The following is a 26,297-nucleotide window of genomic DNA, read 5'->3' on the forward strand; positions in this document are numbered from 1 at the left end:
ACACATTGAAATTTTAGCGGCTAAAATTCACGAGTATCGTAAATAACAACCAAAATACGCATCTTCTAGCTTGTATGCTGTATCTTGTTATCAATGAATAAGGGAGATGCCCGCATCTCCCTTGAAGTTTTATTCGTTTACCACGCCTGCGTGCTCAGCCTGCACATCTGCATGATAACTAGAGCGAACCATCGCCCCAATAGCACCATGCTTAAATCCCATCTCATAAGCACGTTTTTCAAAAGCCTTAAACTGCTGCGGTGTCACATAGCGCAGCACTGGCAAATGGCTGTTGCTGGGTTGCAAATACTGGCCTATCGTAATCATTTCTACATCATGGTCGCGTAAATCCTGCATCACTTGCAGAATTTCTTCATCACTTTCACCCAGACCAACCATCAATCCAGACTTGGTGGCTACTTCAGGACGTAGCGCCTTATATTGCTTCAGCAATTTCAGTGAATGCAGATAATCTGCACCAGGACGCGCCTGTTTATACAGCCGCGGTGCCGTTTCCAGATTATGATTCAGCACATCCGGCGGAGTCTGCGCCAGAATTTCCAGTGCAATATCTAGGCGTCCACGGAAATCCGGCACCAGCACCTCAATCTGAGTATGCGGGCTGGCTTCACGGATAGCAGTAATGCAGTCAGCAAAATGCTGCGCACCACCATCACGCAGATCATCACGGTCAACAGACGTAATCACCACATAGCGCAAATTCATTGCTTTTACCGAAGCAGCCAGATGGCTTGGTTCCTGCTCATCCAGCGGATTGGGACGGCCATGGCCTACATCACAAAACGGACAACGACGAGTACAGATATCACCCATAATCATGAAAGTAGCCGTACCCTTGCTAAAACATTCACCGATATTTGGACAACTGGCTTCCTCACATACCGTATGCAACTTCTGTTCGCGCACGATACTTTTAATTTCAAAAAACTTCTGACTGCTCGGTAAACGTGCCCGAATCCATTCCGGTTTTTTCAGCTTTTGTTCCAGAGGAACCACTTTAATCGGAATACGTGCCGTTTTTTCTGCACCCTTGTGTTTTACCCCTTGGCTGTTATCTTGATTCATAGTACAACTTTCTGTGTAGATGGCCGCTCAGGAGGCGGAGCATTCAATTGCAAACTCAGGTAGCCGGTTAAGCGTTCTGCCACTTCAGCCAGTGTTGGACACGGCTTTATCAGCTCAGCAATCTGCGTCATATGCAAGCCGGCATAGCCGCAAGGATTAATGTGTGTAAACGGAGTCAGGTCCATATTCACATTCAGCGCCAGCCCGTGATACACCGCACCCTGTTTAATGCGCAGCCCCAGCGACGCGATTTTCCGGCCGCTAACGTAGACACCGGGCCGTTTCGGGTCATTCTCCGCTGCAATGCCATAATCGGACAGCGTGGCAATAATACTGTTTTCCAACCGGCTTACTAGCTCACGCACGGTAATATGGCGACGCTTAAAATCAATCAGCGTATACACCACCAACTGACCTGGGCCGTGATAAGTCACCTGCCCACCGCGGTCTATCTGTACTACCTCAATATCATCATGCACCAGAATATGTTCCGGTTTACCGGCCATGCCCTGTGTAAATACGGGCGGATGTTCAACAACCCACAACTCATCTTCGGTTTGGGCTGTGCGAGCAGCCGTAAATTCTTGCATTGCAGCAAATACCGGCTGATAAGCGCGTAAACCCAGCTGCACCACTTTCATAGTACAACTTTCACCATCGGATGGCTGCTTAAAGAACGATAAATATCATCCAACTGCTGCTGACTTTCGGCACGAACAACCACTGTAGCACTAATATAATTACCCTTACTGCTCGGGCGGGTATTAATATCTGAAGCTGCGGTTTCTGGCGCATGCTGCTGCACCACGTCCAGCACCCGAGCCGCAAATTCCGGATGCTGTTCACCCATTACCTTAATCGGGAAATCCAGCGGAAATTCAATAATACTGGTTTTCAGATCATCACTCATCTTCATACCTTTCCTGTCTGGTCACGTTTTTACCATGTAAATCACATGCAAAACAGGCTTAATCACGTAAAAAAATTTAATCACAGGCAAACAGCAGCCCTAAACCCATATTAAACAGCTCTTTTCTGTGCCAGATAGGTTTGCAGACCCCGTTCACGCAATACACAGCTTGGACACTCACCGCAGCCGCCTTCCACGCCGTTATAACAAGTGTGCGTATGCTCACGCACATAATCCAGATAGCCAAGCTCATCTGCCAGCGCCCATGTCTGTGCCTTGTCCAGATACATTAGCGGCGTAATCAGACGAAACTCATAATCCATAGCCAGATTCAACGTCACATTCATCGACTGTACAAACACATTGCGGCAATCCGGATAGCCAGAAAAGTCGGTTTCACATACGCCAGCAATCACATCATGAATACCCTGTCCTTTAGCAAAAATAGCGGCATACAACAAAAACAACGCATTACGTCCATCTACAAACGTATTCGGCAGCCCATTTGCCGGAGTTTCAATAGACTGCTGCTTATCCATCAGCGCATTATGCGTAATGCTTTGCAGCAATGACAAATCCATTACCGTCTGTGCTACGCCTAAGTCCTGCGCAATCCAGCGTGCCTTTTCCAGCTCAATCGCATGGCGCTGACCATACTGAAAAGTAATCGTCTGCACATTATCACGTCCATAAGTCGCAATAGCCTGCAATAGACAAGTCGTCGAATCCTGACCGCCGGAAAAAATCACCAGCGCTCGAGTATGTTGTTTCATTATTTCGTTTCCTTAGTTTTGATTTCAGAAACAGCCGTAAAAACCGCTTTTACCGCCGCCTGACGTGGGAAGTTTGCGAACCACGCAAGTACTTATTATAAAACATTTGCTCTCCCCCTACCGATAGCCAGTCCACGAAAGCCTCCAAAACAGGTAAAATAAACCGCTTTACTGCTTTAAATTCAAATATTCAAACATGTTGGTACTGGGAATCGAATCATCCTGTGACGAAACCGGCGTTGCCCTATACGACACCGAACACGGACTACTGGCTCATCAGCTGCATACACAAATTGCCATGCATGCCGAATATGGCGGCGTCGTACCCGAGCTGGCCAGCCGCGACCATATTCGCCGCCTAACCCCGCTTACACAGGCGTGTCTGCATCAGGCCGGCAAAACTTTTGCCGAAATTGATGCCATCGCCTATACCCAAGGCCCAGGGCTAGGTGGTGCATTACTGGCCGGAGCCAGCTTTGCCAACGCACTGGCTTTTGCCCTAAATAAACCCATCATTCCCGTCCATCATCTAGAAGGCCATATGCTGTCGCCGTTGCTCAGCGACGACAAACCGGATTTTCCATTTGTCGCCTTACTGGTTTCTGGCGGTCATACCCAATTTATGGCCGTCAAAGGCATCGGCGACTACACCCTACTGGGCGAAAGCATCGATGATGCAGCCGGTGAAGCATTTGATAAAACTGCCAAACTACTTGGCCTGCCCTATCCAGGCGGTGCTAAACTGTCTGAGCTAGCCAGACTTGGCCACAGCGGCAGCCTGCATTTTCCGCGCCCTATGCTGCATTCGCACGATCTGAACATGAGTTTTTCCGGTTTAAAAACCGCCGTACTCACTGCCGTCAACAAAATCAAAGCAGAAACTGGCTGCGGCGAAGCTTTACCCGAACAAATCAGACATGATATCTGCCGCGAATTCCAGAACGCCGTTGTCGATGTACTGACCAGCAAAGCCAAACAGGCACTACAGCAAACCGGCTACAAACAACTGGTCGTAGCTGGCGGTGTGGGTGCCAATTGGCAGTTGCGCCAAAGCCTCAGCAGCCTTCCTGAAGTGCATACATTCTTTCCTCCGCTAGCCTACTGCACCGACAACGGTGCCATGATTGCCTTTGCCGGAGCTATGCATCTGTCCAGCGCCCGCCCTACCGGCAGTTTTAATGTTAGACCGCGCTGGCCGCTTAGCCAGATTGTCAACTAACCCGCCCCCCTTGCCTCTCAATTTGTAGCGTTTGATATGTATGATTGAAATAAAAAATCTCAGCTTACAGCGCGGTAGCAAACAGCTTCTGCAACACGCCAGCCTGACCATCTATCCCGGTCAGCGCGTCGGCCTGATTGGCAAAAATGGCACCGGCAAATCCAGTCTGTTTGCCCTGCTGGAAGGAAAAATCAGCCATGACAGCGGCGACCTACGCCTACCCAAACACTGGCAGCTAGCCACCGTCAAGCAGGAAACACCGGCACTGGATATCCCTGCGCTGGACTACGTACTTCAAGGCGACACAGAATTACAGCAACTACAACTACTGCTGCAACAGGCCGAAGCAGGCAACGACGGACTCAAACAGGCCGAATACCATGCACGTCTAGATGAAATCGGTGCCTACAGCGCACCAGCACGTGCCGCCAAATTACTAAACGGCCTAGGTTTCTCACAACAAGAACAGCATCAGCCAGTAAAATCATTCAGCGGTGGCTGGCGTATGCGCCTAAATCTGGCTCAGGCACTCATGTGCCGTACTGACCTGCTTCTACTAGACGAACCCACCAACCATCTGGATTTAGAAACTGTCCTGTGGCTAGAGCAACATCTGGCCGGACTAGATACTACCCAGATAATCATCTCGCACGACCGCGACTTCCTCAATGCCACCACCACCCAAACCGTCGAACTGGCACAGCAACAACTGACTCTTTACGGTGGCAACTACGATTTCTACCAGCAAGAGCGCGCACAGCGACTCGCACAGCAGCAGGCCGCCTATATCAAACAACAGGCACACATACAGCATCTGCAATCCTTTATTGACCGCTTCAAAGCCAAAGCCACCAAAGCAGTACAGGCACAGAGTCGCATCAAAGCATTGGCCAGATTAGAACGTATCGCACCAGCACATCTGGACAGCGAATTTTCATTTGAATTTGCCCAGCCAGACCATCTGCCCAATCCACTGCTAAAACTGGAAAACATCAATCTAGGTTATGGCAACCGAACGGTATTGCACAACATCGACCTCTCAGTCGAATCGGGTGCCCGCTATGGTCTGCTAGGTGTCAATGGCAGCGGTAAATCCACCCTAATAAAAGCCATCTCCGGCAGCCTGCAACCATTAAGCGGCCAGATTGTGCGAGCTGAAAAACTCAAAATCGGCTACTTTGCACAGCACCAGCTTGAAACCCTACGTGCCGACCAAAGCCCAATATGGCACATTCAGCAACTGTCTCCAGACGTGCGCGAACAGGAAATTCGCAATTTCCTTGGCAGCTTTGCCTTTATCGGTGATATGGCAATGCAACCTATAGCCCCCTTTTCAGGTGGCGAAAAAGCAAGGCTGGCACTGGCCATGATTGTGTGGCAGAAGCCCAACCTTTTACTGCTGGATGAACCCACTAACCATCTGGATTTAGACATGCGCCACGCCCTGACGCTAGCGTTACAAAGCTTTCAGGGCGCATTAATCGTAGTGTCGCATGATCGCAGCCTGCTCGAATCCACCACCGACGCCCTGATATACCTTAATCATGGTGAGCTCAGACACTTTGATGGTGACCTAAGCAACTACCGCCAATGGCGTCTGACACAAGAGCAAACCAGTATCGACCAGCCGCAAAACTCCAGCGACAGCATTAAGCGCAAAGAGCAAAAACGCATCGAAGCACAACAGCGACAGGAACGAGCCAAACTGACCAAACCCTTGATGAAAAATATCGAAAAAGCCGAACGCGACATGGAAATCTGGCAACAACAGCAGCAGGAAGGCGAAGCCTTTCTCGCCAGCGAAGAAGCCTACCTTGACGAAAACCGCACAAAATTACAACAAACCATTACCCAACTAGCCGAGCTCAAAGTAAAATTAACCCAAACTGAAGAAAAATGGCTTGAATGGCAGCAACAGCTTGAAGACATCAGCCAACAAAACTGAATGATTGATGTACAAGGTTTAATAATGACATATAAAAAAGCGCTTCCCATACTGATCATTTCTGGCAGTCTGCTCATCAGTACGCAAGTACCGGCAAAAGTATATACCTGCCTTGAAAACGGCGAAGTTGTCTATACATCAAAACCTAAAGGCAACTGTGCCGTCGCTAGCTTGCCTGCTATCGGCAGCTATAGCGACAGCCGCCCCAGCTACCGCAGTAGTAGCTCTTCAACAAGCGTGCGTAGTCGACCGCGCCCGGCCACACGCGTAGCCACAGCATACAGTGGACCCCAGCCCTCGGTAAATATCGTACCCAAAGGCAGCGACAATACTCGTCGTGCAATCCTGCAACAGGAACTGACCAACGAGCGCAACGCACTGGCTCAGGCGCAGGAAGCACTTAACCGCAGCCGTACTGGCAAAGGCGGCAATACTACCGAGTTGCAAAGCGCCGTACTCGACCGCCAGCAGAATATTCAGGCCATTCAGCGCGAACTTGGCCGCATGTAACCCCCGGACAAAGGACAAATCATGAAAAAAAACCTCATTCTGGCTGCACTATGCTCCCTACTGAGCACTACTGCACTAGCACAGATATACGAATGTACCGACAGCCGTGGCAACCACAGCTATTCAGAAGTACCAAATGGCAAAAACTGTCGCCAGGCCAATAATCTAGGGGGAAATTTTTCCACTACACCAGCTTACAAACCTGCTGTGGATAACCATTCTGCTCCCACAGATAACAACGAAGCAGAAAAGCAGCCTAACCAGTCGGCAATAGCTTCAGCACGAAAAAATCTTGCAGATGCCAAAAAAGCGCTGGAAGAAGGCAAAAAAGTACGTTTGGGCAACGAACGCAACTACGTACGCTATCAGGAACGCATCAAAGGATTAGAAGATGCCGTACAAGCCAAACAACAGGAACTAGACAAAGCCATGAATGGCAACTAAATCACGGATATCCCTGCTTACAGTTTTTTCCTTCATTCTTCAGCAGGGATAATTCATTAAGCAAATTATATTCAGATTAAAATTTTATAAAAAATCTACTATTTTTATTTCACCCACGATAATCTGTCTTCATATTTTCAATGCATGGTAATATTGCTGTGTTTGATCACTTGAATCGTACTGGTGGGAAATACCTGACACAAGCGTTTTATCAGTTGCACTTCAGTACTGTTAGTATCTTTGACAATAGAATATGATCATAATCAATCTGGCACCATTACTTACATACCGAATTATCCACCAGTTTTTTTTCAGCCAAATCAAGAAAGCTATCTGATTATTTAGATCAACAAACAGATTAACATCTTTCTAACTAATACCTGTATGGCTTGGAGCTATCTTAAATGCTCAACTTCCCTACTATATAGTTGTTAAAAGCAGCAAATATATCAACTTCATCATTTCCTAAACTTCATTGTAATTGGTTGAACGAACAACCAATTACATTTCTAATAAAACCTAATAACGCAACAGCATTTCGAATAATTTTTATTACAGATTCCAGATTACTAATAACAAAAAAAACCACTAATATTAACCATTATGGATTAACATTAGTGGCTGAATTTTAACAAATAAGTTACCAAAAGCTCATTCAAGCTTCGGATGTAAATCAATGTACTGCTGTTTGCGCATTTCAAGCGTCTGTATCTGTTCCTGCAAGCGTGCAATTTCTGCGTCGATATCTTCCACACTCTGCTCAATATGCTCATAAGTCTGTGCTAGCAGCTCACGCGCTTCCTGTTTACTCGAGGCAGAAGGTGAAACACCGCGTAACGGGCGGTTAGCTGTTTCTTTCAGACAGATACCGGTCACAATTCCGATTACGCCTACCAGCATCAGATAATAGGCTGGAATAAACAGATTATTGCTGGCGTCCACCAGTGCTGCTGCGATGGTTGGCGTTAATCCGGCAATAATAATCGCAATATTAAACGCACTGGCAAGAGCACTGTAGCGAATACGTGTTGGAAACAAGGCCGGTAAAGTAGAGGCCATTACGCCAGTAAAGGAATTCAATATTACTGCAAGAATAAACAGACCGAGGAATATCAGCCCTACTTTGCCGCTGGTAATCAGCTGAAAACACGGTATGGCCAGTACCAGCAGAGCAATCGAACCGCCAATCACAAAGGGCTTACGGCCGATTTTGTCGCTAGTGAATCCGATAATTGGCTGCATAAACATCATGCCTATCATAATCGCGATAATAATCAGCACCCCACGGTCTTCTCCGTAATGCAGATTATGCGACAAATAGCTGGGCATATAAGTCAGTAGCATGTAATAGGTAATATTGGTAGTGAGCACTAACCCTACGCTGACCAGCAAAGTTCGCCAAAATCGGCGCAAGACCTCTTTGAACGACACCTGCGGGCGGTTGCTCACTGCTTCCTGTTCTTCTTTTTCCATCATATCCAGATGTTTCTGGAAAGCCGGAGTTTCTTCAGCGGCATGACGCAGATATAGGCCGAGCAAGCCTAAAGGAGCGGCTAGGAAAAATGGAATACGCCAGCCCCATGAAAGGAAATGCGACGAGCCCATGATATTTTCCAGCAACACCACCAACCCCGCGCCGAGCACAAAGCCGCATATCGACCCAAAATCAAGAAAACTGCCCAGAAAACCACGCTGGCGGTCGGGCGCATATTCCGCCACAAAAATTGCTGCACCGGTATATTCACCGCCTACTGAAAAACCCTGTGCCAGTTTGCATAGCAGCAACAGCACCGGTGCCCAAATGCCGATACTGTGATAGGAAGGAATCAGCCCGATACAGAACGTACTGAGCGCCATAATAATAATGGTGGTCGACAGCACTTTTTGCCGGCCAAAGCGGTCGCCAAGAATACCGAAAAATACGCCACCTAAAGGGCGCACCAGAAAGGGAACGGAGAAGGTACCCAGCGCAGCGATAATCTGCACACTGGGCGAAGCTGATGGAAAAAACACTTGTCCTAGCGCATAGGCCACAAAACCATATACACCAAAGTCAAACCACTCCATGGCGTTGCCTAGCGCCGCTGCTGAAATCGCCTTTTTCAGCTTACTCTGGTCAACAATCGTAATGTCGTGTAATTCCAGTGTACCATTCTGGGTAGGAATCAATGGCGGTACTTGAGACGAAGTCTCAATCTGTTCATTAGGTTCAGCCATAGTAATCCTCTCATTATTAATATTGAAATGGTGAATATCAGTATAACATACGCCAAATTTTTAGCTTTATATCTGATTTTAAAAGAAAACCACCAATAGCATAATTGAGAAAACACCACTGCACGTCAAGATTAACTTATTCAGTCACGAATTTTAACCAGCTTAACGCAAGCTTTTTTTCCGCTACTTTCATGGATATTCCTGCACAGCAGTACCAGCCCTTGCATCCGCCTGCAAAGCCTGCCAGTAGGCCGGCAGCTGTTCATGCAGTCGGTGTAGCTGCCGCCACAACACTTTCTCCACCACATCTTCATCCGCCTGAGGCCGGCTTTGCACCAGCTCTGTGTCCAGTTTTGACCATTCAGCTTGTAGCACAGCATCAGCAGCATCCTGCGCTATCAGCTCTGCCAGTGCTGATGCGATAACAGACCAGTGCTGTATTCGCTGTGGTGTCAGCTGTGGTCGCATCCGATCCACCTGCGCCCGCAGCGCCCCGAGTGCGGAAATACAGCTTAGCAACACATAATTAAGTTGCAAAATAGTTTTGCCCTCGGGCAGACGTCGTCCATAGCGCGCCGGCTCCATCGACATATCTGCCACCGTATTACTTAACGTTGCCGCCAGCTCATGCGCCGTGCGGCGGGCTAAACGGTAGTCCACATCGTCACGCAGCCCTTGCTGCAATTGCTGCGCAACCTGCCGCAGATAGGCAGCGTCACTGCACAGAGCACGGCGGGCAATCCGTCCCAACGTCAGGTAACGCCAGTCTGGCCACAGATACGACACCGCGCACCACGCCAATAACGAACCCAGAATCGTATCCACAAAGCGCGACAGCATTGCCGACTGGGTATCCATGCCAATAATAGCAAAGCCAACCAACACCTGTACGGTAATAAAAAAGGTGGAAAAACTATAACGGCGTACACGGAAAGCAAAAAACAATACCGTACTCACTACCACAATCACCAGCCGGCCAGCCAGTGTCGGCACAAAATATGGCAACACCGACCCCACTACCACACCGAGCAGCGTGCCCACGATACGCTGCTTCAGACGGACAGTAGTGGCTGAATAGTTGGGCTGGCAAACAATAACACCAGTGAGCAGAATCCAGTAGCCCATTTTAAGCTGGCAGCCTTCCACCACCACACAGCTCACTGCCGTCAGGATGGCTAGCCGTACCGCATGACGCAATACATTTGATTGCAAAGTAAAATGGGCGCGCACAGCCGGTAGAATATCGCGAATGCGATCTACATCCAGTCCGGCGATTTGTGTTTCGCTGACTGCTTCTGCTGTAGCACCAGTCTTTACCTGCTCCAGCCACAATAGCTGCTCATTGATTCCCAGAACATTGGCTATCAACTGCTGCAACCCTGGTGTATCTTCATCACAACCATTTTCAGCACAATAGCGCTCAGCTGCCTGCTCAATGCCCTCACCAGCACGGCGCAGCATCGGATTGAACACATAGTGTTTGTCCTCGTGCAGACACTCACTCATCTGCTGGCAAGCCTGTGCCTGCAGCACAATCAAACGCTGAATTCGGTAAATCAGATCCGAATGCGCCAACCTGTGAGCCAGTGCCGCATAATCCACATGGCGCGAGCTGATGCGTTCATGAATATTCTGTACGGTTAGATAATATTGCAGTAAAGTGCCCAAACTGCGCTGGCGATGCTGCCGGCGCAGACGGTAAAACAGCGCTGCGCGACAGCGGTTAAATCCCTCAATCACAGCCGTATTCTTCATCGCCAGCGCCAATTCTTTTTCTGCCAGCAAGTCAGCCTCATCTGGGTCGAAAAACTGTGCTTTCACCAGCATATAATCGGCCAGACGCGCAAAAGCACCTGATAAATTATCCTGTACCGGCCGATTGGGAAACAGCAAATGCAGCACAAGCGTACATATGCTAAACAGGCTGGTGCCGCAAATCAGCATTAGCGGATTGGTATACCAAGGCAGCATTGGCGAATAAGTCAGCACCGTATACAGCATCACCAGCAGCGTACCAAACGCAATGGTACGGTAGCGCGCATCAATGGCGCCCATCATCGTCATGGTAAACGCCGCCCAAATCATCAGTAGCGAAAACGCCAGTGGGTGCCCAAATGTCCACTGAACTGCTGTAGCCGCTAAAGAAAAATGAATCAGCGTATAAAACAGATTACGCAGCCGTCCGGTAAAACCATCATCTAAATCTACCAGTCCGCCAGCGATAATCCCCAGAAACAGAGCCGTGCTTTCCGCCGTATTACCTGTATACCAAACCCACAAAGCGGCCAGCACCATGCTCAGCAACATCGGCAGATTAGCCAGATAACCGGCACGCACCGGAATTGTTCTCATCAGACTGTCCTTAATCAGCAGAACTTACCATTATGCTTATTTTAACAAGCCACCGGCTGCCCGTCCGGCGGATTCTGTTTACCAAAAAGCCGGCCATAACGGCCGGCTATATACACAGGAATACAGGCACAATTATTTTTTTTCTGCCTGTGCCTGCCACGTATCACGTAACGTAACCGTGCGGTTAAATACCGGATTTTCCGGCGTATGGTCGTAGCGGTCGGTAACAAAATAGCCCAGCCGCTCAAACTGATAGCGCGTTTCCGGTGCCAGCGTATTCGCTACTGGTTCGACCAGCGCATCAATTTCCGTTACCGAGGCCGGATTCAGAAATTCAGTAAAATCGCGGTACTGACCATCATCTCCACGTACTGCATCCGGACGCTCTACCGTAAACAGCCGGTCGTAAAGACGTACTTTGGCCGATACCGCATGCTCCGTAGACAGCCAGTGTATTACTCCTTTCACCTTACGCCCTTGCGGCTTGGCAGCCAGCGTTTCGTGATCGATGGAACACTTCAGCGACACCACCCGGCCGGATGAATCCTGCACCACTTCCTCACATTTAATCACATAGCTGTATCGCAGACGCACCTCGCCACCCGGTGTGAGCCTCTGCCAGCCTTTAGGCGGGTCTAACGCAAAATCATCGGCTTCAATATAAATGGTTTTGCTCAGCGGCATCAGACGCTCACCCATCTCTGGATGATGTGGATGGTATGGCGCTTCACGGCTTTGTGTTACTGCCTCATCAAAATTAATGAGCTCCACTTTAATCGGGTTTAACACCGCAATCATTCGTGGCGCCACACTTTCCAGATCTTCTCGAATGGCTCCTTCAAGCACACTCATATCTACTACATTTTCACTTTTAGAAATTCCCACCCGCTTAGCAAACAGGCGCAGCCCTTCGGGAGTATAGCCGCGACGACGCATACCAGAAATAGTAGGCATACGCGGGTCGTCCCACCCAGACACATGATCCTGCACTACCAGCTGATTGAGCTTGCGCTTGGACGTAATCGAATACAGCAACTCCAGCCGCGAAAACTCATACTGATGGGGTTGATGAGCAATAGCAATGTTTTCCACCACCCAGTCGTACAGTGGCCGATGGGATTCGAATTCCAGCGTACACAACGAATGGGTAATATTTTCAATCGCATCTGAAATCGCATGCGTGTAATCATACATCGGGTAAATCACCCACTTATCACCAGTACGGTGATGATGCACGCGGCGGATACGGTAAATCACTGGGTCGCGCAGATTGATATTGCCTGCCGCCATATCGATTTTCAACCGCAGCGTTTTACTGCCGTCTGGAAACTCACCGTCACGCATGCGCGCAAACAAATCCAGATTTTCCTCAACAGAACGTTCGCGATATGGGCTGTTTCTGCCTGGCTCAGTTAACGTACCGCGGTACTGGCGCATTTCCTCCGCATCCAGATCATCCACATACGCTTTACCATCCTGAATCAGCGCCACTGCGTAATCATACAGACGCTCGAAATAATCAGAAGCATAATGTTCCTCATGCCACTGAAAGCCCAGCCACTGCACATCTTCTTTAATCGAGCGCACATACTCATCCGATTCTTTCTCAGGATTCGTATCATCAAAGCGCAGATTGCACAAACCATCATAAATATAAGCCAGACCAAAATTCAAACAAATGGATTTGGCGTGGCCAACATGCAAATAACCATTCGGCTCCGGAGGAAAACGCGTAATCACCTGCTGGCACTTGCCGCTTTGCAGGTCTTCCTCAATGATAGAACGGATAAAATGATTATCGGCAAACTGATCTTTATTAAGCATAGCTATTCTGAATATGTGCAAAGGCATTCACAGCAGACCGGCTGAAAATACCAACCAAAAGGTAATAATTATATACCCAATTTATATAAGCAATATACAATTATACTAAATAAAAAAAGCATTAAGTATTTTAGTAATAGTCTGGCAAATACTAAACCAAATTAACCGAAATACAAACAAAATTTTACTTTAACACCCGTAATCAGCTTACTTAAGCTCTTCAAATAGCATTTTTACCTCAGTCAGCATCCGGCTAATCAAACGGATAGCAGAGCAACCAGCTACCGGAAAACATGCCATAGCAGATGTCACCCCTATTTTTCAGCACGTAGCACCTCCTATTTAGTCCAAGTGCTGCCATATAAGTAGCCTATGCCGAAATAACTGCCTTTTAGCCCCGTGCCGTAGCACCCAAAATTAACCTCTGCATACATACTAATAATTATCACAAAGCTTTACAGCCGCCACGCCAGCAGTATCCGGCTTCAAGCCGATAGCCTTAAGCACAAGCACCGCAGTTGCACGTAAGTAAATCCACATTCCTGACCGCTGTATCGTCCTTTTTCCAAATGCCCGCCAGTACCTACACCAGAAACACCTCAATCAGCCTGCATAGCATCTCATTTCCCCTTGTATAAAATCATCATTATCAAACAAAACCGACAGCTACACCTTATAACAATTACCATGATCCCGTAGATTTCAGCCTGCAGCCTTTGACCCTACCAATAAATAAAGTATAGACCTACCCGTCCAACCGCAGACAATGCCATCACAAATTTCATATACCATACCAAGCATAGAACAAAAGTTTAATGTAAAATACTAACGCTATGTTTTAGTAACTAAATCTTACTTACATCCACGCTGCTTCAGCACAACAACAAACTGCTAAAAATACTGGGCTCCCTGCAATTTATCGCTTCAAAACGAAGCCTATAAATTGGTGGTTACAGCATAAGGACGGCAATTAATTCAATTAAAGCAGCACTGTGCCACGCTTTTCGCATCCATTGCGAGTAAGACACAACATCAGGCACAGCATCAAAGGACAAAACATGGGAACAACAGACAACATCAGCAAGCTAAAGCCACAGCCCGAACAACAGCAACACAAAATCGGCAACCAACAGGCATCCATTAATCACCACGCTGCTGCCGATAAGCATAGCGTAGCCTCATCATCGCCCTCTCATTCACTGCTGAGCCGAGTCTGCCATTATTACTTCCATCCAGCAGCAACCATTCGCAGAAAAAACCGTATCAAAACAATTCAAATTACTGCCAAAACCGCATTATTACTCAGCATTGCCCTCATCATCTTTGCTTCAGTTCGAAATATCATCCGCCTTAAAAATACCAACCCCGGTCACACCATATTCACCATTCCGCCTGCCGGTGTGCGCAAACCCTTCCCCTTTACCGTGCAAAACTTCCGTGCCTTATTTAACGCTCTCAATAGTGAGAAAAACATTATCAGCAGCCAGCCGGCTCCGCACCAACAGCAAAACGCACTAAAACAGCACCGCACAGAAAACTAAACCATACACCTACGCCACGGCATATCAATCTGACTTTGCGAGGTAGCTTTACGCCGGTGCCACAAGGTCGGCTCATGCTGGTGCTGGTGGCAATACCGTCACATAGTCAGCATACATTGCAGTCTAATTCGAAGCTGCCGGCAGCTTGCCTTGCTGTAGTAATTCCTCTATATGCCGGTATAATCATCTGTAGGATGTTTTCGCCCTCTTTCTTGGTGGCTTCGAGCCTGGCTTAATTGCGCCGATAATCAGCCATGGATTTAAAACTTGGTCGTGGCACGCATAGCTTTTATCTTTTGGCAAATAGCTTAGAATGCATCGGCGTATTTCTACCCTCTTAATATTAGCGTAGGTAATGAAAATCTGATTACAAGCCAGAAAATGCACGGTGATATTTTTTACCCTGCCAAAATCATCGCTGGCAGATAGTGATGAGGGCGGTAAGGTAAACATCAGCTCAATATTTTTTAGCATATGGCATAATATAACCATTTCTTTCTTATTATTAATCTTAATAAATTTAAACACTTAATCCACCACTCTCAATACAGTAGCGCGTCCCATGATTTATACACGACCATGCTTCTACTCCCATTTTTCTCACAGATAAGAAGAACCAAGGGTGAATGCACATTTATTTTTTACCGATTTCGTAAGCATCCCCATTTCTGTTACCCTGTATTCAGTTGTCGTTGATTGGATCACTGTACATATTTTCACAATCGTATACGAGTGCTTTTACAGAGCCCGCTTTGAATTTAGTTTTTGCCGAAGGTAACTCAGACAATAGGTCTGAAGCCGAATTGTAAGAGATGATTGCCGGAACAGCCGATAATATGCTGGTTAATCTGATAAATAATAATATATTTGCATATTTCATGCAAAATATCTATTTCTATATTCTAGAAAATTTGAAAAAGAATTATCTATAATATAGAAATTGATTACTTTAGTTCTTTTATTTACTTTAAAACTATATAGCATATTATTCTTAATTATATTCGATACTTTTATTTGTAATTTATCCATTAAGATATATTTTGATAAATAGAAGCTGAAGCAAAGCCACGGGATTAATTATCCCAATATCATTATATATACTATAATCTGCTTAAAAAAAGTGATATTGGCAATGTACACAATAAAACGCCACTGCACTGATATCAATGCAATGGCGTTGGGGCGAAGTCAGCGTTAATGAAACGCTGTATTGAGAGTACTGCTAATTCAGCAAACTTAGCAATACTTTTTTTATTATTTCAATCTTTTGTGGTGAAAGTGCCTGTCTCTGCTTAGGCAAATAAGTGTCAATCAAAAAATGCCGGAATGCATATTTTCGAGTTGAAATCCATGCAGGTATCCAACCATCAATTTATGGCCTTCTTCTATTAAATCTCAACCTTTGTTGCCAATATAAATTTTTCTGACGATGCTGAGGAGAAATTTGCTAAGCCTGGCCGGCTAAATGCCATCAAGATTGAGTTGCTTACACATTTCATTCTTATACACCACTCACTTGTTGCTGATATTATCTCTGCCTGCTTCGCTTGCCTTTTTGTGCCACTAACTAATAAGTACGGTGTACCCTTTCTGATACCTTTACCTTTTACAATTTCTGTATGTTTTCTAGAATTTTATGACTTATGATTTTTTAATTTTTCTAATCACGTAAATACAAGTCAGATCCTAGTTGCTGCGTGCCTAGCTAACACAAAACTTGTTATGGCCAATTTCCTCAATGCAGGGCGATGCCGACACGCTAAATATAATGGTAAAACCAACTTTTACTAATCATTTCCTCCCCTTAATACGGTGGAAAACTTTTCGGGATTAAAGGCGTCGAAGCACTAAAACTTAAAGTAGCTGCTTCGTTAGAGGCATGCAAAAAATTTGGTAGTCAGCGCTGCTGTGATGGAATGTATGAGGGTTACAGATGAAAAAAAACCAAATTCTTAGAATTTGGTCAGGTAGTTTATGGCAACGTTATTATTATGAATGGACAGGCTGAGTGGGTGTGTGTCTGGCAGGGATATGCAGACCTAGCGACTTGAGGGTCCAGTCGCGGATGCGCTGTACAAGCTCGGGATTGTGTTCGAGTTTCTGGCCATAGCTAGGTATCCATTTATGTAGGGTCGCAGACCAATCGCCAGCCACTTGAGCGGGAAAGCAGTGTTCAAGTAACTCAAGCATAATGGATACAGAAGTGGAGGCTCCGGGGGAGGCTCCTAAAAGAGCGGCAAGAGTGCCATCGGCAGATTTTACCAGTTCAGTGCCAAACTGAAGCACACCACCCTTATGTGGATCGTTTTTAATTACCTGCACACGATTACCGGCGATGGCAAGCTGCCAGTCTTCATCTCGAGCTTCAGGATAGAATGTGCGTAATTCTTTCATGCGGTCGGCAAAGCTTAATCTCACTTGTTGGATGAGATAGTGTTCGAGGCCGAGGTTGTGCATGCCAACGGTGAGCATAGGACGAATATTGGCAAAGTTGAGGGTTTTGAATAGATCTTTGAAGGAACCACGTTTGAGGAATTTGGTGGTAAAGCCAGCAAAAGGGCCGAAAAGTAAGGCTTCTTCGCCATTAATCACGCGTTTATCCAGATGTGGCACACTCATAGGTGGAGCACCGACGGAGGCTTTGCCATAGACTTTGGCATTATGGCGGCGGACGATTTCAGGGTTTTTACACACTAGCCATTGTCCGGATACAGGAAAGCCGCCGTAGCCCTTGCTGACATTGATTTGGCTTTTCTGTAGCAAACGCAAGGAACCACCACCGGCACCGATAAATACAAAACGAGCAGATACCTGCTGACGGGTATTGGTAGAGAGGTCTCTGATGTCAAGCACCCAGCGGCCATTTTCCTGCCGGAGGTCAATAATTTCGTGCTGAAGATGCAGGTGACAACCGTGTTCGGTAAGGTTGTTGATTAAGAGGCGGCTTAAAGAGCCATAGTTTACGTCGGTACCAAGGTCTGACCAAGTGACGGCAACGGGCTCACTGTTGTCACGTCCTTGCATCATAAGGGGTACCCACTGGCTGATTTGTTGTTTGTCTTCGGTGTAGAGCATGTCCTGAAACAGGCGGTATTGTTGCAGGGCATGGTAGCGTTTGCGTAGGAAATCTACATCCTTTTCACCGCGCACGAGACTCATGTGAGGAACGCTGCGGATGAATTCGCTAGGGTCAGAAATCATGCCGGCGTCAACAAGTGAGGCCCAAAACTGTTTGGACAGCTCGAACTGCTCGATGATTTTGATGGCTTTGGATACTTCAACTGTGCCGTCTTTTAGCTCAGGTGTATAGTTGAGTTCGCACAGGGCTGAGTGGCCGGTACCGGCATTATTCCATGCATCGGAACTTTCGGCGGCTACATCGGCAAGGCGTTCGTAGATGTTTATCTGCCAGTCTGGCTGTAACCCCTTGAGAAATGTTCCCAGTGTTGCGCTCATGATGCCGGCGCCAATGAGTACGACGTCTGCTGAGCTATCGCATTTGGTGTTTTTCATAACGCAAACTCTTCTCTCTTCTCTTCAGGTTGTTCTGATAAGTGTTTATCTGGAAGTTAGCACAAAGAAGTATTCACTATTGGTGTGATTTATGTGTTCTTGACTTAAATCATTGACAATAATAAGTGCTTAATTTAAGCACTTTTACTTGTCCTCAGCAATAGTAAATTTAGTTCTGACGCGGCTATGCTGGTTTTGCAACGATTAGCTGGTTGATTATTTTGCTGTTTGACGATTGTTATGATGACGATGAAATTTTTTGATAACAGCAGGTGATGGCTAAACCAGCTTAGGAACGGGAGCCGATTATGTGTATGATGATATTGAAGATTTGCGATAACAGCCGGCTGTAATGGCGAGAGTGCAGATGATTACAGCCTAATAACTAATGTTTTTTTGCTAGTATTTTTACATTGGCAAAGCATAGTGCACTAAGTCCGGCCGCCAGTGCATTGAGGAGCAGGGGCAACCAATCTAGCGGCCAGACAAACAGCCAGTTCTGTATCAGGTCAGTAAACAAAGCGGTGCCGGCGGCTACGGCAATGATGATGAGACGTGGCAGGTGGTGGCTGAGGTAGCTGCTGAGGATGGCAGACAGAAGTGAGGGTAGAAAAGCAAACAGCATACAGCCACAGAGTAATATTAGGATAAGGCGAATATCATTGTGGTTAAGCAGGTTGACGGGATGCAGTGGCAGCTCGCTACTTACTCGCCATATGAAAAGGATGGAGCAAAATATTGCGGTACACACTACGCTGGCGGCGGTTTGCAGAAGCAGCGCGGGAAGTCTGGCCAGAGCCAGCAAGCGCTGGCGATGCGAGAGCTGCATAGTATGGCTCCAGTATGGTGTGCCGGTGCTGGGCGGCAGCGGCCGGTACGTATAGAGATAGCTAGATTAGTATATACCTGTGGCGCTAAGGGCGGAAATTTTATGCTCCGAGTACGGCCGGCTTAGTATTTTTTGGGCAGCGCCAACCACTATTGGATGGCAATACACCGGCCGATACCGGAAACATTTGTCATTCAGGTGTCACTGGCGCCGAAGAGCAGGTTTTCTTTGATGGCGCGAATTTTGTCGCGTATCTGGGCTGCTTCTTCAAACTGTAAGTCACGGGCGGCTGCCTGCATGGCTTTTTCGAGTTTAGCAATCTCTTTAACCGCATCGTCTTCGGTATGGATTTCGCCAACTTTGAGTTTACTGCGGCCTCGGCCTTTGCCGCCGTTTTCGTCGTGATACACACCATCAATGAGGTCACGCACCTGTTTTTTTATCTGCTGCGGTACGATACCGTGTTCAGTATTGAATTGTATCTGGCGGGCACGTCGCCGCTCAGTTTCGTCTATCGCCGCTTTCATAGAGTCGGTGATTTTGTCGGCGTATAGAATGGCTTTGCCGTTGACGTTACGCGCGGCACGGCCAATGGTCTGAATCAGACTGCGGTGGCTACGCAGGAAGCCTTCCTTGTCAGCATCGAGTATGGCCACCAGTGAAACTTCAGGAATATCCAGACCTTCACGTAGCAGGTTGATGCCGACGAGTACATCGAATAATCCAAGTCGCAGGTCGCGGATGATTTCGACGCGCTCAACAGTATCAATGTCGCTGTGCAAGTAGCGAACTTTAACGCCTAACTCAGCGTAGTAATCGGTAAGCTGCTCGGCCATGCGTTTAGTCAGAGTGGTAACGAGTACGCGCTCACCTTTTTCACGGCGAATATTGATTTCTGAAAGTAAATCATCTACCTGCGTGGCCACAGGGCGAATGATGATTTCTGGGTCAACAAGACCAGTGGGACGCACCACCTGTTCGACCACCTGCCCTGCGTGCTCTTCTTCGTATTTCGCCGGTGTAGCGGAAACAAAAATAGTCTGTGGCATCACGCGCTCGAATTCGTGAAACTTCAATGGCCGATTGTCTCGTGCCGAAGGCAAGCGGAAACCATAATCAACCAGATTTTGCTTGCGCGAAGCATCACCCTTATACATGCCACCAATCTGGCTGACGGTGACATGGCTCTCGTCGATAAACATCAGTGCGTTTTTAGGAAGATAGTCCATCAAAGTGGGTGGCGGTTCGCCTTCAGGTTTGCCGGAAAAATGGCGAGAATAGTTTTCAATGCCCTTGCAGAAACCCATTTCGTAGAGCATTTCCAAATCAAAGCGCGTACGCTGCTCTATGCGCTGGGCTTCAACCAGCCGCCCCTCGTGAGTAAACCATTTAATGCGATCGCCCAGCTCCTCTTTGATGTGTTCACAGGCACGCAGTACCGTATCACGGGGGGTGACATAGTGGCTGGAGGGGAATACCGTATAGCGGCCGACACGCTGTTGCAAGCTGCCGGATACAGGGTCGAATAATTGCATGCGGTCAACTTCATCATCAAACAGACTTACGCGCAGTGCCAGCTCGGAGCTTTCGGCCGGATAAATATCAATTACGTCGCCACGTACGCGGAAAGAGCCACGCGCAAAGTCGATGTCGCCGCGTTCATATTGCATCGCTACCAGTCGCGCTATGATGTCGCGCTGGTCGATTTTCTGACCTTCTTTAAGGTGCAGAATCATCTGATGGTATTCATTGGGGTCGCCAATACCGTAAATAGCCGACACAGTGGCCACAATTACAACATCCTGCCGCTGCATCAGGCTTTTAGTTGCACTCAGGCGCATCTGTTCGATGTGTTCATTGATGGCGGAATCTTTTTCGATAAAAAGGTCGCGGCTGGGAACATAGGCTTCCGGCTGATAGTAATCGTAGTAGGAGACAAAATATTCAACGGCGTTTTCAGGGAAAAATTCGCGCATCTCTGCGTACAATTGGGCGGCCAGTGTTTTGTTGTGCGCCATGATGATGGCCGGACGGCCACTACGGGCAATAACGTTCGCCATGGTGAAGGTTTTACCTGAGCCGGTTACCCCAAGCAGAGTCTGGCTGGATAAACCATCATCCAGCCCTTCCAGCAATCCCTCAATTGCCGTTGGCTGGTCGCCAGCCGGTGGAAACGGCTGGTGCAATTTGAATACACTACCGGGATACTGAATCACATCCATATTTCTGCTACCTGAAAATAAATTCATCCAAAAAATTAACACTGCTCATAACGGCTAAAAACCGCAGTGCGCGGTTTAATCTACACATAAGGCCATCTATAGCAAAAAGCAAGCAGCTACAGGGGATTTATAACGCAATCGGGCATTTCAGCAACGGCTGTGACTAGACTTTACTATTCATAATAATTTTCTTACAAATCATCTTATTAGATGGAACTAAGTACTCTCAACTGAAATGCAAGGCCTGTTGTTCTGCTTATCGCTACTACTAGCAAAGCTAATTGCAACAAGCCGCTGGAATTTAGTGGCCGAATACAGAGCTGATTCGATATTTTATGCCTATCTGACTGTTAAAATATTTATATTGCGCTAATGTGCTGCACCTATGCAATGATATCGGACTTGTATACAACATAAACAGTTATAATCTATACAAAATCAGATGAAACCAAGTGGCCGCTGGCCGCTAACAAATTGGCTACAGGGGATAAGCTGACTCGCCCGTTCTTATGCGAATGGGAACAAGGATACACCATTGGTCATCTTTATTGATGAGCTGGATCGCTGCCGCCCCAATTTTGCAATTGAAGTACTGGAAAAAGCCAAACATTTGTTTAATGTGGACAATATTATTTTTGTACTGGCCACAGATAAAAGCCAGCTAGCGCATTCCATTCGGGCAGTATATGGGCAAGGACTGGATGTAAATGGCTATCTGCGCCGGTTTATTGATTTTGATTATTTATTACCTAGCCCAGTTAGATCTGTTTATATCAAATATTTAGTTACAAAAATGGGATTTGATAAAAATTTAAATAATGATGAAACACATATATATGATCATCAAAAAAAATTAGATTCGATTATTAGATTATATAACCTGACATTAAGAGAACAGGAGAGTTTTTGTAATATTCTCAATGTTGTTATGAAAATCAGATACCATACAATGCAAGAAAATTCTGTTCTGGTGTTTTTACTGATTATCTTGAAAATAAAGGAACCAGAATTATATAAAAGACTGAATAGGTTTGATACAGCCAATATCATTCCTCTTATTCTAAAGAATTTTAATGCAAAGTACACGGCAGAATTAGATAATGTTAATTATCATATAGAGTACTTAGAATGTATTTTGTTAAGTATTTGTAGTAGCATTAAGCTTAATTCCGATGCTCCCATTTTTAAAGCGTACATTGAAGAATATGATTTTAATGAAAGAAAAAAAATAGGTTATTAGAAGATTTGAAAAGTATTGGGAAAACTCAATATGATTTTAATGCATTATTAATCCCAAAAAATATAATCGAATTTTCAAATATATAACTCTAAATTGAATTAGCATTCTTGATAAGACTTTATTTAAAACATTAAAAATTCAACATTATGAAGCATATCTGCAAGGCTCTAAAGATGTACAAAATAAGTACCTGTTTAGACTCAGCCTAAAAGCCGATTGTATTTGTATCTTTAAGTGAAGACTCCATCATTGCCGCAGCGACCAACCTACCCCGCTGCCAGTACCGGTATCCGATATTGGATTAATGCTTTCCATTTATTAATAAAATAATCAGCCGCCTATTTGACGGCTGGATATATTACTTGGTGGCTTTGCGTTTTGAATAATCAATGGCTTTATAGTAATCTGAACCGCTATTACCTTCCGGATGTTTTTTCACTCTGGCAAGACAATCGTTAATTACCGATTCATCATACATACGATAATCTTTATCAGTCAAACCACCATTCATTGCTTTCTTTTTCATTTTTTTAGCGATGTTGATTAATTCCTGTCTCGTCATCAATCCGGTGAGATTGTAAATTCTGTTTCGAGCAATCTCGTTTTCGAGCCCGTTTCTTTTAATCATAGTAAATTGTTGTAGATTTTTATTGAGCAGGTACTCATCAGGTGTGCCTTTTAAAAAGGCTTTTTCAATTTCTGTACCCACTACTCTATCAGCATCCGCCAGCGATCTTTGCCCTCTGTAAGCCATATTATATTGATTATAGGTTGTTGATAAAACCGTTTCCAAGGTTATGCATTGTGCAGGTAAGTCTTCGATGTTAGAGGAATCATAGCTATATCCTTTAGCAAATACGCCCGAACACAGCCCAAATAATAATGCAGAAGCTAAAATGTATTTTTTCATAAGTGAATATTCCTAATTTATATGAGTGGATTAAGCCATACTTTCTTTATACAGCCTGCAATATATGCTTCGCAATTATAAAATTTCAGAACTTTTGCTCTGATTTAACCCATCGCATAAATTTAATCCAACAGCCAAAATTAATATATAAACAATTTTGCTACTGTTCATAACCATTTCTGTTATAACAACCAAAAATGTCCAATATTTGTTCAATTTATACATCAAAACTTATAACAAACCAGTCTTCTAATATGTCCTGAATCATGTTCCGAATGAGGGAAACTTATCGCCACTTGTTTGCAGAATTGGTCTGAATGATAAAGGGTTGCTACAGCATAACAAAACAGAGATTTTTGCAAATATTGCGCCAAAAACGCATTTGGCATAAATTATATTAATCTGAAAGTGGTTTTAAACAAATTTAAAAAACTTAGCCGGAGTGTTCCACAGTACGGCCTGTGCCAGTGTTTCATCCTGTAACAATATATCCAGCTGTGTAGTCAAATATTCAGGATTAATCTGTAGTTCATACTGAGTATGCGGCCAGTCACTGCCCCACATCAGGCGCTCACGGCCAAGGTTTTCCACAAGCTTAGGTACAGTATCGGCTAAAAATTTATGACCCTCGTCCGCATGAGCACAGGTGCGGTATACCGCAGAGATTTTGCACCACACCAGCCCACTGTGCCCCCATTCTAATAGCTGCTGAAAACCGTAATCACGGCTATGATTACAATCTGATGGCCGGCCGAAATGGTCGATTACCACATTGATCTGCTTTCTAAGCAGTGGCACCAGAATGGAGCTGAGTTTGTTGCTGCGGCAGTGCACTTCTACGTGCCAGCTAAGATATTTGATTTTTTCGAGCAAATCTTGCCATGCAGCAGTGTTCAGATCCGGCTGGGTGCCATCGATAACATTAAGACGAATGCCAACGATGCCGCTTCTGTCTAATGCTTCCAATTCGGGCAAGCTGATATCTGGAATAACACAGGCTACGCCTCTGAGTCTGGGGGCAGCCTGAGCTATCGCTTGCAGCATAAAGCTATTGTCACTACCCAGAAAACTTGGCTGGATTAATACTCCATGGGTGCAGCCGAGCGCATCCAGATGCGCCAGATAAGCAGACAGTGGCGCATTCTGAGCCGGTGTATAGCGCCGGCCAGCCACCATCGGCAAATCCAGTGTAAATACATGTGCATGACTATCTATTCTGCCGATTGTTGGCTGAATCATTTTTTTACCTTATTTAATATACTACTTATCGGAAATCTGACCATCCTGATTGATCTGCTTTAAATCACGGCCTTTGGTTTCCGGCAGGAGCAATACACTGATAACTACAATTGAGTAAGCCCAGCTGGCATCAATACCGATTGCGGAACCCAGTGACATAGATGCGCTCATGTGACCAACCAGAAACGGAAAGATTGAGGAAAGTATGCGGCCAAAGTTATAACAAAAACCCACGCCGGCACCACGATACTGTTGCGGATAGAGTTCGTTAAACAATGCACCAAGGCTTGAAGGTATACCAGCGGCAAAAAAGCCTAGTGGAAAACCGAGAAACAGCATTTGGGTATTAGTCAATGGTACAAAAAGATAAATGCGGACGGTAATTACACAACAGATGGCAAAGCAAGCTACATTAAAGCGGCGGCCGATTTTGTCGAGCAGTACCGAGCTAGCGATACAGCCACACCAGAATGCAACGATAATCACGGCCAAATAGCCACTTGAATTCAGTACCGAAAGATGGCGCTCTTCTTTAAGAAAGGTTGGCAGCCACGACATAATGGCATGATAGCCGCCATGTGCACCCAGTCCTAGTAAACCACCCAATACCGTGGTGCGAATAAGCTTGGGTGAAAAAATACCGAAGAGTGCATCAGCTAATGGTTGCCTTTCTTCGGTTTTTGATGTTTCGACTGTCTGCTTGACCGGTTCCTCTACATGCCGGCGAACATAAAATATAAGTAACGATGGCAATAGACCCACAGCAAACATAATGCGCCAAGCCATGCTTTCTGGTGCCAGACTAAACACAATGGAAAACAAGATTACGGATAATCCCCATCCCACAGCCCATGCACTTTGTACAATAGCCATTACCTTGCCACGATACTGACTGGAGATAGTTTCAGCCATCAGTACAGCTCCGGCAGCCCATTCTCCCCCAATACCAAAACCCTGTAAGGCTTTGAGTGCTAACAACCAATGGTAGTCGGTTACAAATGCAGCCAGGAATGTAAAAAATGCAAACCACACAATCATGATTTGCAGTGTCCGGACGCGTCCATAGCGGTCGGAAAGTGCTCCAGCAAACCAACCGCCCAAAGCTGAGGTAACTAATGTCGCACTGCTGAGTAATCCGGCCTGCCCTTTGGTAATGGCAAAATAGGCAATTAATGAGGGAATCACCAATCCGAACATCTGATTTTCGAGTGCATCAAGTGCCCAGCCACTGAAACACGCCCAAAAAGTTTTTCTCTCATTTCTTGATACATTTTTATACCACATAAACATGATGGTTCTCTTTCTTTGTCTAGTTTTGAGAATATATCGTTTTGATTAATTTCTTACAGATTAAAGTTTTTTTTAAAACTTTATGCCTTTAATTTACTCTTAACAGCATTTTTAGCCAATAAAAAAGCTTTGTTTATTTGAACTAAAACAAATAGGCAGAATGATTTTTTCGAATCTTTAAAACTCAGTAACTTATTAATCAACTCTTTTCTTACCGTATAGGTTCATCGAAG

The 26,297-nt window shown here is 45.9% G+C and carries 20 protein-coding genes; 7 read left to right on the top strand and 13 right to left on the bottom strand.

What is annotated here, in order from left to right; translation table 11 throughout:
- Window positions 1-129: 129 nt before the first annotated feature.
- From lipA to queC, 4 genes are all read right to left on the bottom strand, one after another.
- Entirely contained in the window at window positions 130-1,086 is a 957-nt protein-coding gene (lipA, locus tag ACQP6D_RS08840; protein ID WP_267408305.1) for a lipoyl synthase, read from the bottom strand.
- On the bottom strand, window positions 1,083-1,727 hold the full coding sequence (gene lipB, locus ACQP6D_RS08845; protein ID WP_100139671.1) for a lipoyl(octanoyl) transferase LipB: 645 nt from the start codon (window positions 1,725-1,727) through the stop codon (window positions 1,083-1,085). The genes lipA and lipB overlap by 4 nt, the downstream gene beginning before the upstream one ends.
- On the bottom strand, window positions 1,724-1,996 hold the full coding sequence (locus tag ACQP6D_RS08850) for an HP0495 family protein (RefSeq protein WP_100156240.1): 273 nt from the start codon (window positions 1,994-1,996) through the stop codon (window positions 1,724-1,726). The genes lipB and ACQP6D_RS08850 overlap by 4 nt, the downstream gene beginning before the upstream one ends.
- Before the next feature lie 110 nt (window positions 1,997-2,106).
- Complete coding sequence (queC, locus tag ACQP6D_RS08855) at window positions 2,107-2,769, bottom strand: 7-cyano-7-deazaguanine synthase QueC (protein WP_100152182.1); 663 nt, start codon at window positions 2,767-2,769, stop codon at window positions 2,107-2,109.
- A 196-nt stretch (window positions 2,770-2,965) separates the two neighbouring features.
- On the opposite strand from queC, the gene tsaD reads away from it, so the two are divergent.
- Genes tsaD through ACQP6D_RS08875 form a run of 4 tightly spaced genes read left to right on the top strand, consistent with a single transcriptional unit; the run spans window position 2,966 to window position 6,887 of the window.
- On the top strand, window positions 2,966-3,988 hold the full coding sequence (tsaD, locus tag ACQP6D_RS08860) for a tRNA (adenosine(37)-N6)-threonylcarbamoyltransferase complex transferase subunit TsaD (RefSeq protein WP_427857984.1): 1,023 nt from the start codon (window positions 2,966-2,968) through the stop codon (window positions 3,986-3,988).
- A 40-nt stretch (window positions 3,989-4,028) separates the two neighbouring features.
- Entirely contained in the window at window positions 4,029-5,933 is a 1,905-nt protein-coding gene (locus ACQP6D_RS08865; protein WP_427857985.1) for an ATP-binding cassette domain-containing protein, read from the top strand.
- Window positions 5,934-5,957: 24 nt separating this feature from the next.
- Entirely contained in the window at window positions 5,958-6,443 is a 486-nt protein-coding gene (locus ACQP6D_RS08870; RefSeq protein ID WP_427857986.1) for a hypothetical protein, read from the top strand.
- Window positions 6,444-6,464: 21 nt separating this feature from the next.
- Window positions 6,465-6,887 (top strand): DUF4124 domain-containing protein, encoded by a 423-nt coding sequence (locus ACQP6D_RS08875; protein WP_427857987.1) that lies wholly within the window; start codon window positions 6,465-6,467, stop codon window positions 6,885-6,887.
- Between the two features lie 651 nt (window positions 6,888-7,538).
- Here ACQP6D_RS08875 and proP read toward each other — a convergent pair.
- The 3 genes from proP to ACQP6D_RS08890 all read right to left on the bottom strand — a co-directional run bounded on the left by proP (window position 7,539) and on the right by ACQP6D_RS08890 (window position 13,280).
- Complete coding sequence (proP, locus tag ACQP6D_RS08880) at window positions 7,539-9,104, bottom strand: glycine betaine/L-proline transporter ProP (RefSeq protein WP_100152177.1); 1,566 nt, start codon at window positions 9,102-9,104, stop codon at window positions 7,539-7,541.
- Between the two features lie 189 nt (window positions 9,105-9,293).
- Entirely contained in the window at window positions 9,294-11,456 is a 2,163-nt protein-coding gene (yccS, locus tag ACQP6D_RS08885) for a YccS family putative transporter (RefSeq protein ID WP_427857988.1), read from the bottom strand.
- Window positions 11,457-11,588: 132 nt separating this feature from the next.
- Window positions 11,589-13,280 carry a glutamine--tRNA ligase/YqeY domain fusion protein gene (locus tag ACQP6D_RS08890; RefSeq protein WP_267408313.1) on the bottom strand — a complete coding sequence of 564 codons (1,692 nt, stop codon included), beginning with the start codon at window positions 13,278-13,280 and terminating at the stop codon, window positions 11,589-11,591.
- Between the two features lie 992 nt (window positions 13,281-14,272).
- Here ACQP6D_RS08890 and ACQP6D_RS08895 point away from each other — a divergent pair.
- Entirely contained in the window at window positions 14,273-14,821 is a 549-nt protein-coding gene (locus ACQP6D_RS08895; RefSeq protein WP_367417930.1) for a hypothetical protein, read from the top strand.
- Between the two features lie 1,989 nt (window positions 14,822-16,810).
- Here the strand turns inward: ACQP6D_RS08895 and mqo are convergent.
- Together mqo and ACQP6D_RS08905 are read right to left on the bottom strand one after the other, a co-directional pair.
- Complete coding sequence (mqo, locus tag ACQP6D_RS08900; RefSeq protein ID WP_267404674.1) at window positions 16,811-18,334, bottom strand: malate dehydrogenase (quinone); 1,524 nt, start codon at window positions 18,332-18,334, stop codon at window positions 16,811-16,813.
- 385 nt (window positions 18,335-18,719) lie between these two features.
- The gene (locus ACQP6D_RS08905; RefSeq protein WP_427857989.1) at window positions 18,720-18,959 is read right to left on the bottom strand and encodes a hypothetical protein; all 240 of its coding nucleotides are present in this window, start codon (window positions 18,957-18,959) and stop codon (window positions 18,720-18,722) included.
- A gap of 39 nt (window positions 18,960-18,998) precedes the next feature.
- Between ACQP6D_RS08905 and ACQP6D_RS08910 the strand changes: the two genes are divergently transcribed.
- Window positions 18,999-19,289, top strand: coding sequence for a hypothetical protein (locus tag ACQP6D_RS08910; protein WP_427857990.1), 291 nt, complete (start codon window positions 18,999-19,001; stop codon window positions 19,287-19,289).
- A 68-nt stretch (window positions 19,290-19,357) separates the two neighbouring features.
- Here the strand turns inward: ACQP6D_RS08910 and uvrB are convergent, their stop codons facing one another.
- Window positions 19,358-21,385, bottom strand: a complete 2,028-nt coding sequence (uvrB, locus tag ACQP6D_RS08915) for an excinuclease ABC subunit UvrB (RefSeq protein ID WP_100139657.1) — start codon at window positions 21,383-21,385, stop codon at window positions 19,358-19,360.
- A gap of 535 nt (window positions 21,386-21,920) precedes the next feature.
- On the opposite strand from uvrB, the gene ACQP6D_RS08920 reads away from it, so the two are divergent.
- On the top strand, window positions 21,921-22,625 hold the full coding sequence (locus tag ACQP6D_RS08920; RefSeq protein WP_427857991.1) for a KAP family P-loop NTPase fold protein: 705 nt from the start codon (window positions 21,921-21,923) through the stop codon (window positions 22,623-22,625).
- Between the two features lie 358 nt (window positions 22,626-22,983).
- On the opposite strand, the gene ACQP6D_RS08925 is transcribed toward ACQP6D_RS08920, so the two are convergent.
- From ACQP6D_RS08925 to ACQP6D_RS08935, 3 genes are all read right to left on the bottom strand, one after another.
- Window positions 22,984-23,535 carry a hypothetical protein gene (locus ACQP6D_RS08925; RefSeq protein WP_100152170.1) on the bottom strand — a complete coding sequence of 184 codons (552 nt, stop codon included), beginning with the start codon at window positions 23,533-23,535 and terminating at the stop codon, window positions 22,984-22,986.
- 414 nt (window positions 23,536-23,949) lie between these two features.
- Complete coding sequence (locus ACQP6D_RS08930; protein ID WP_427857992.1) at window positions 23,950-24,774, bottom strand: amidohydrolase family protein; 825 nt, start codon at window positions 24,772-24,774, stop codon at window positions 23,950-23,952.
- Window positions 24,775-24,795: 21 nt separating this feature from the next.
- Window positions 24,796-26,064, bottom strand: a complete 1,269-nt coding sequence (locus ACQP6D_RS08935) for an MFS transporter (protein WP_267391457.1) — start codon at window positions 26,062-26,064, stop codon at window positions 24,796-24,798.
- Window positions 26,065-26,297 lie beyond the last annotated feature (233 nt).

It is taken from the genome of Snodgrassella sp. CS2, from assembly GCF_050310315.1.
Lineage (GTDB): Bacteria > Pseudomonadota > Gammaproteobacteria > Burkholderiales > Neisseriaceae > Snodgrassella > Snodgrassella alvi_E.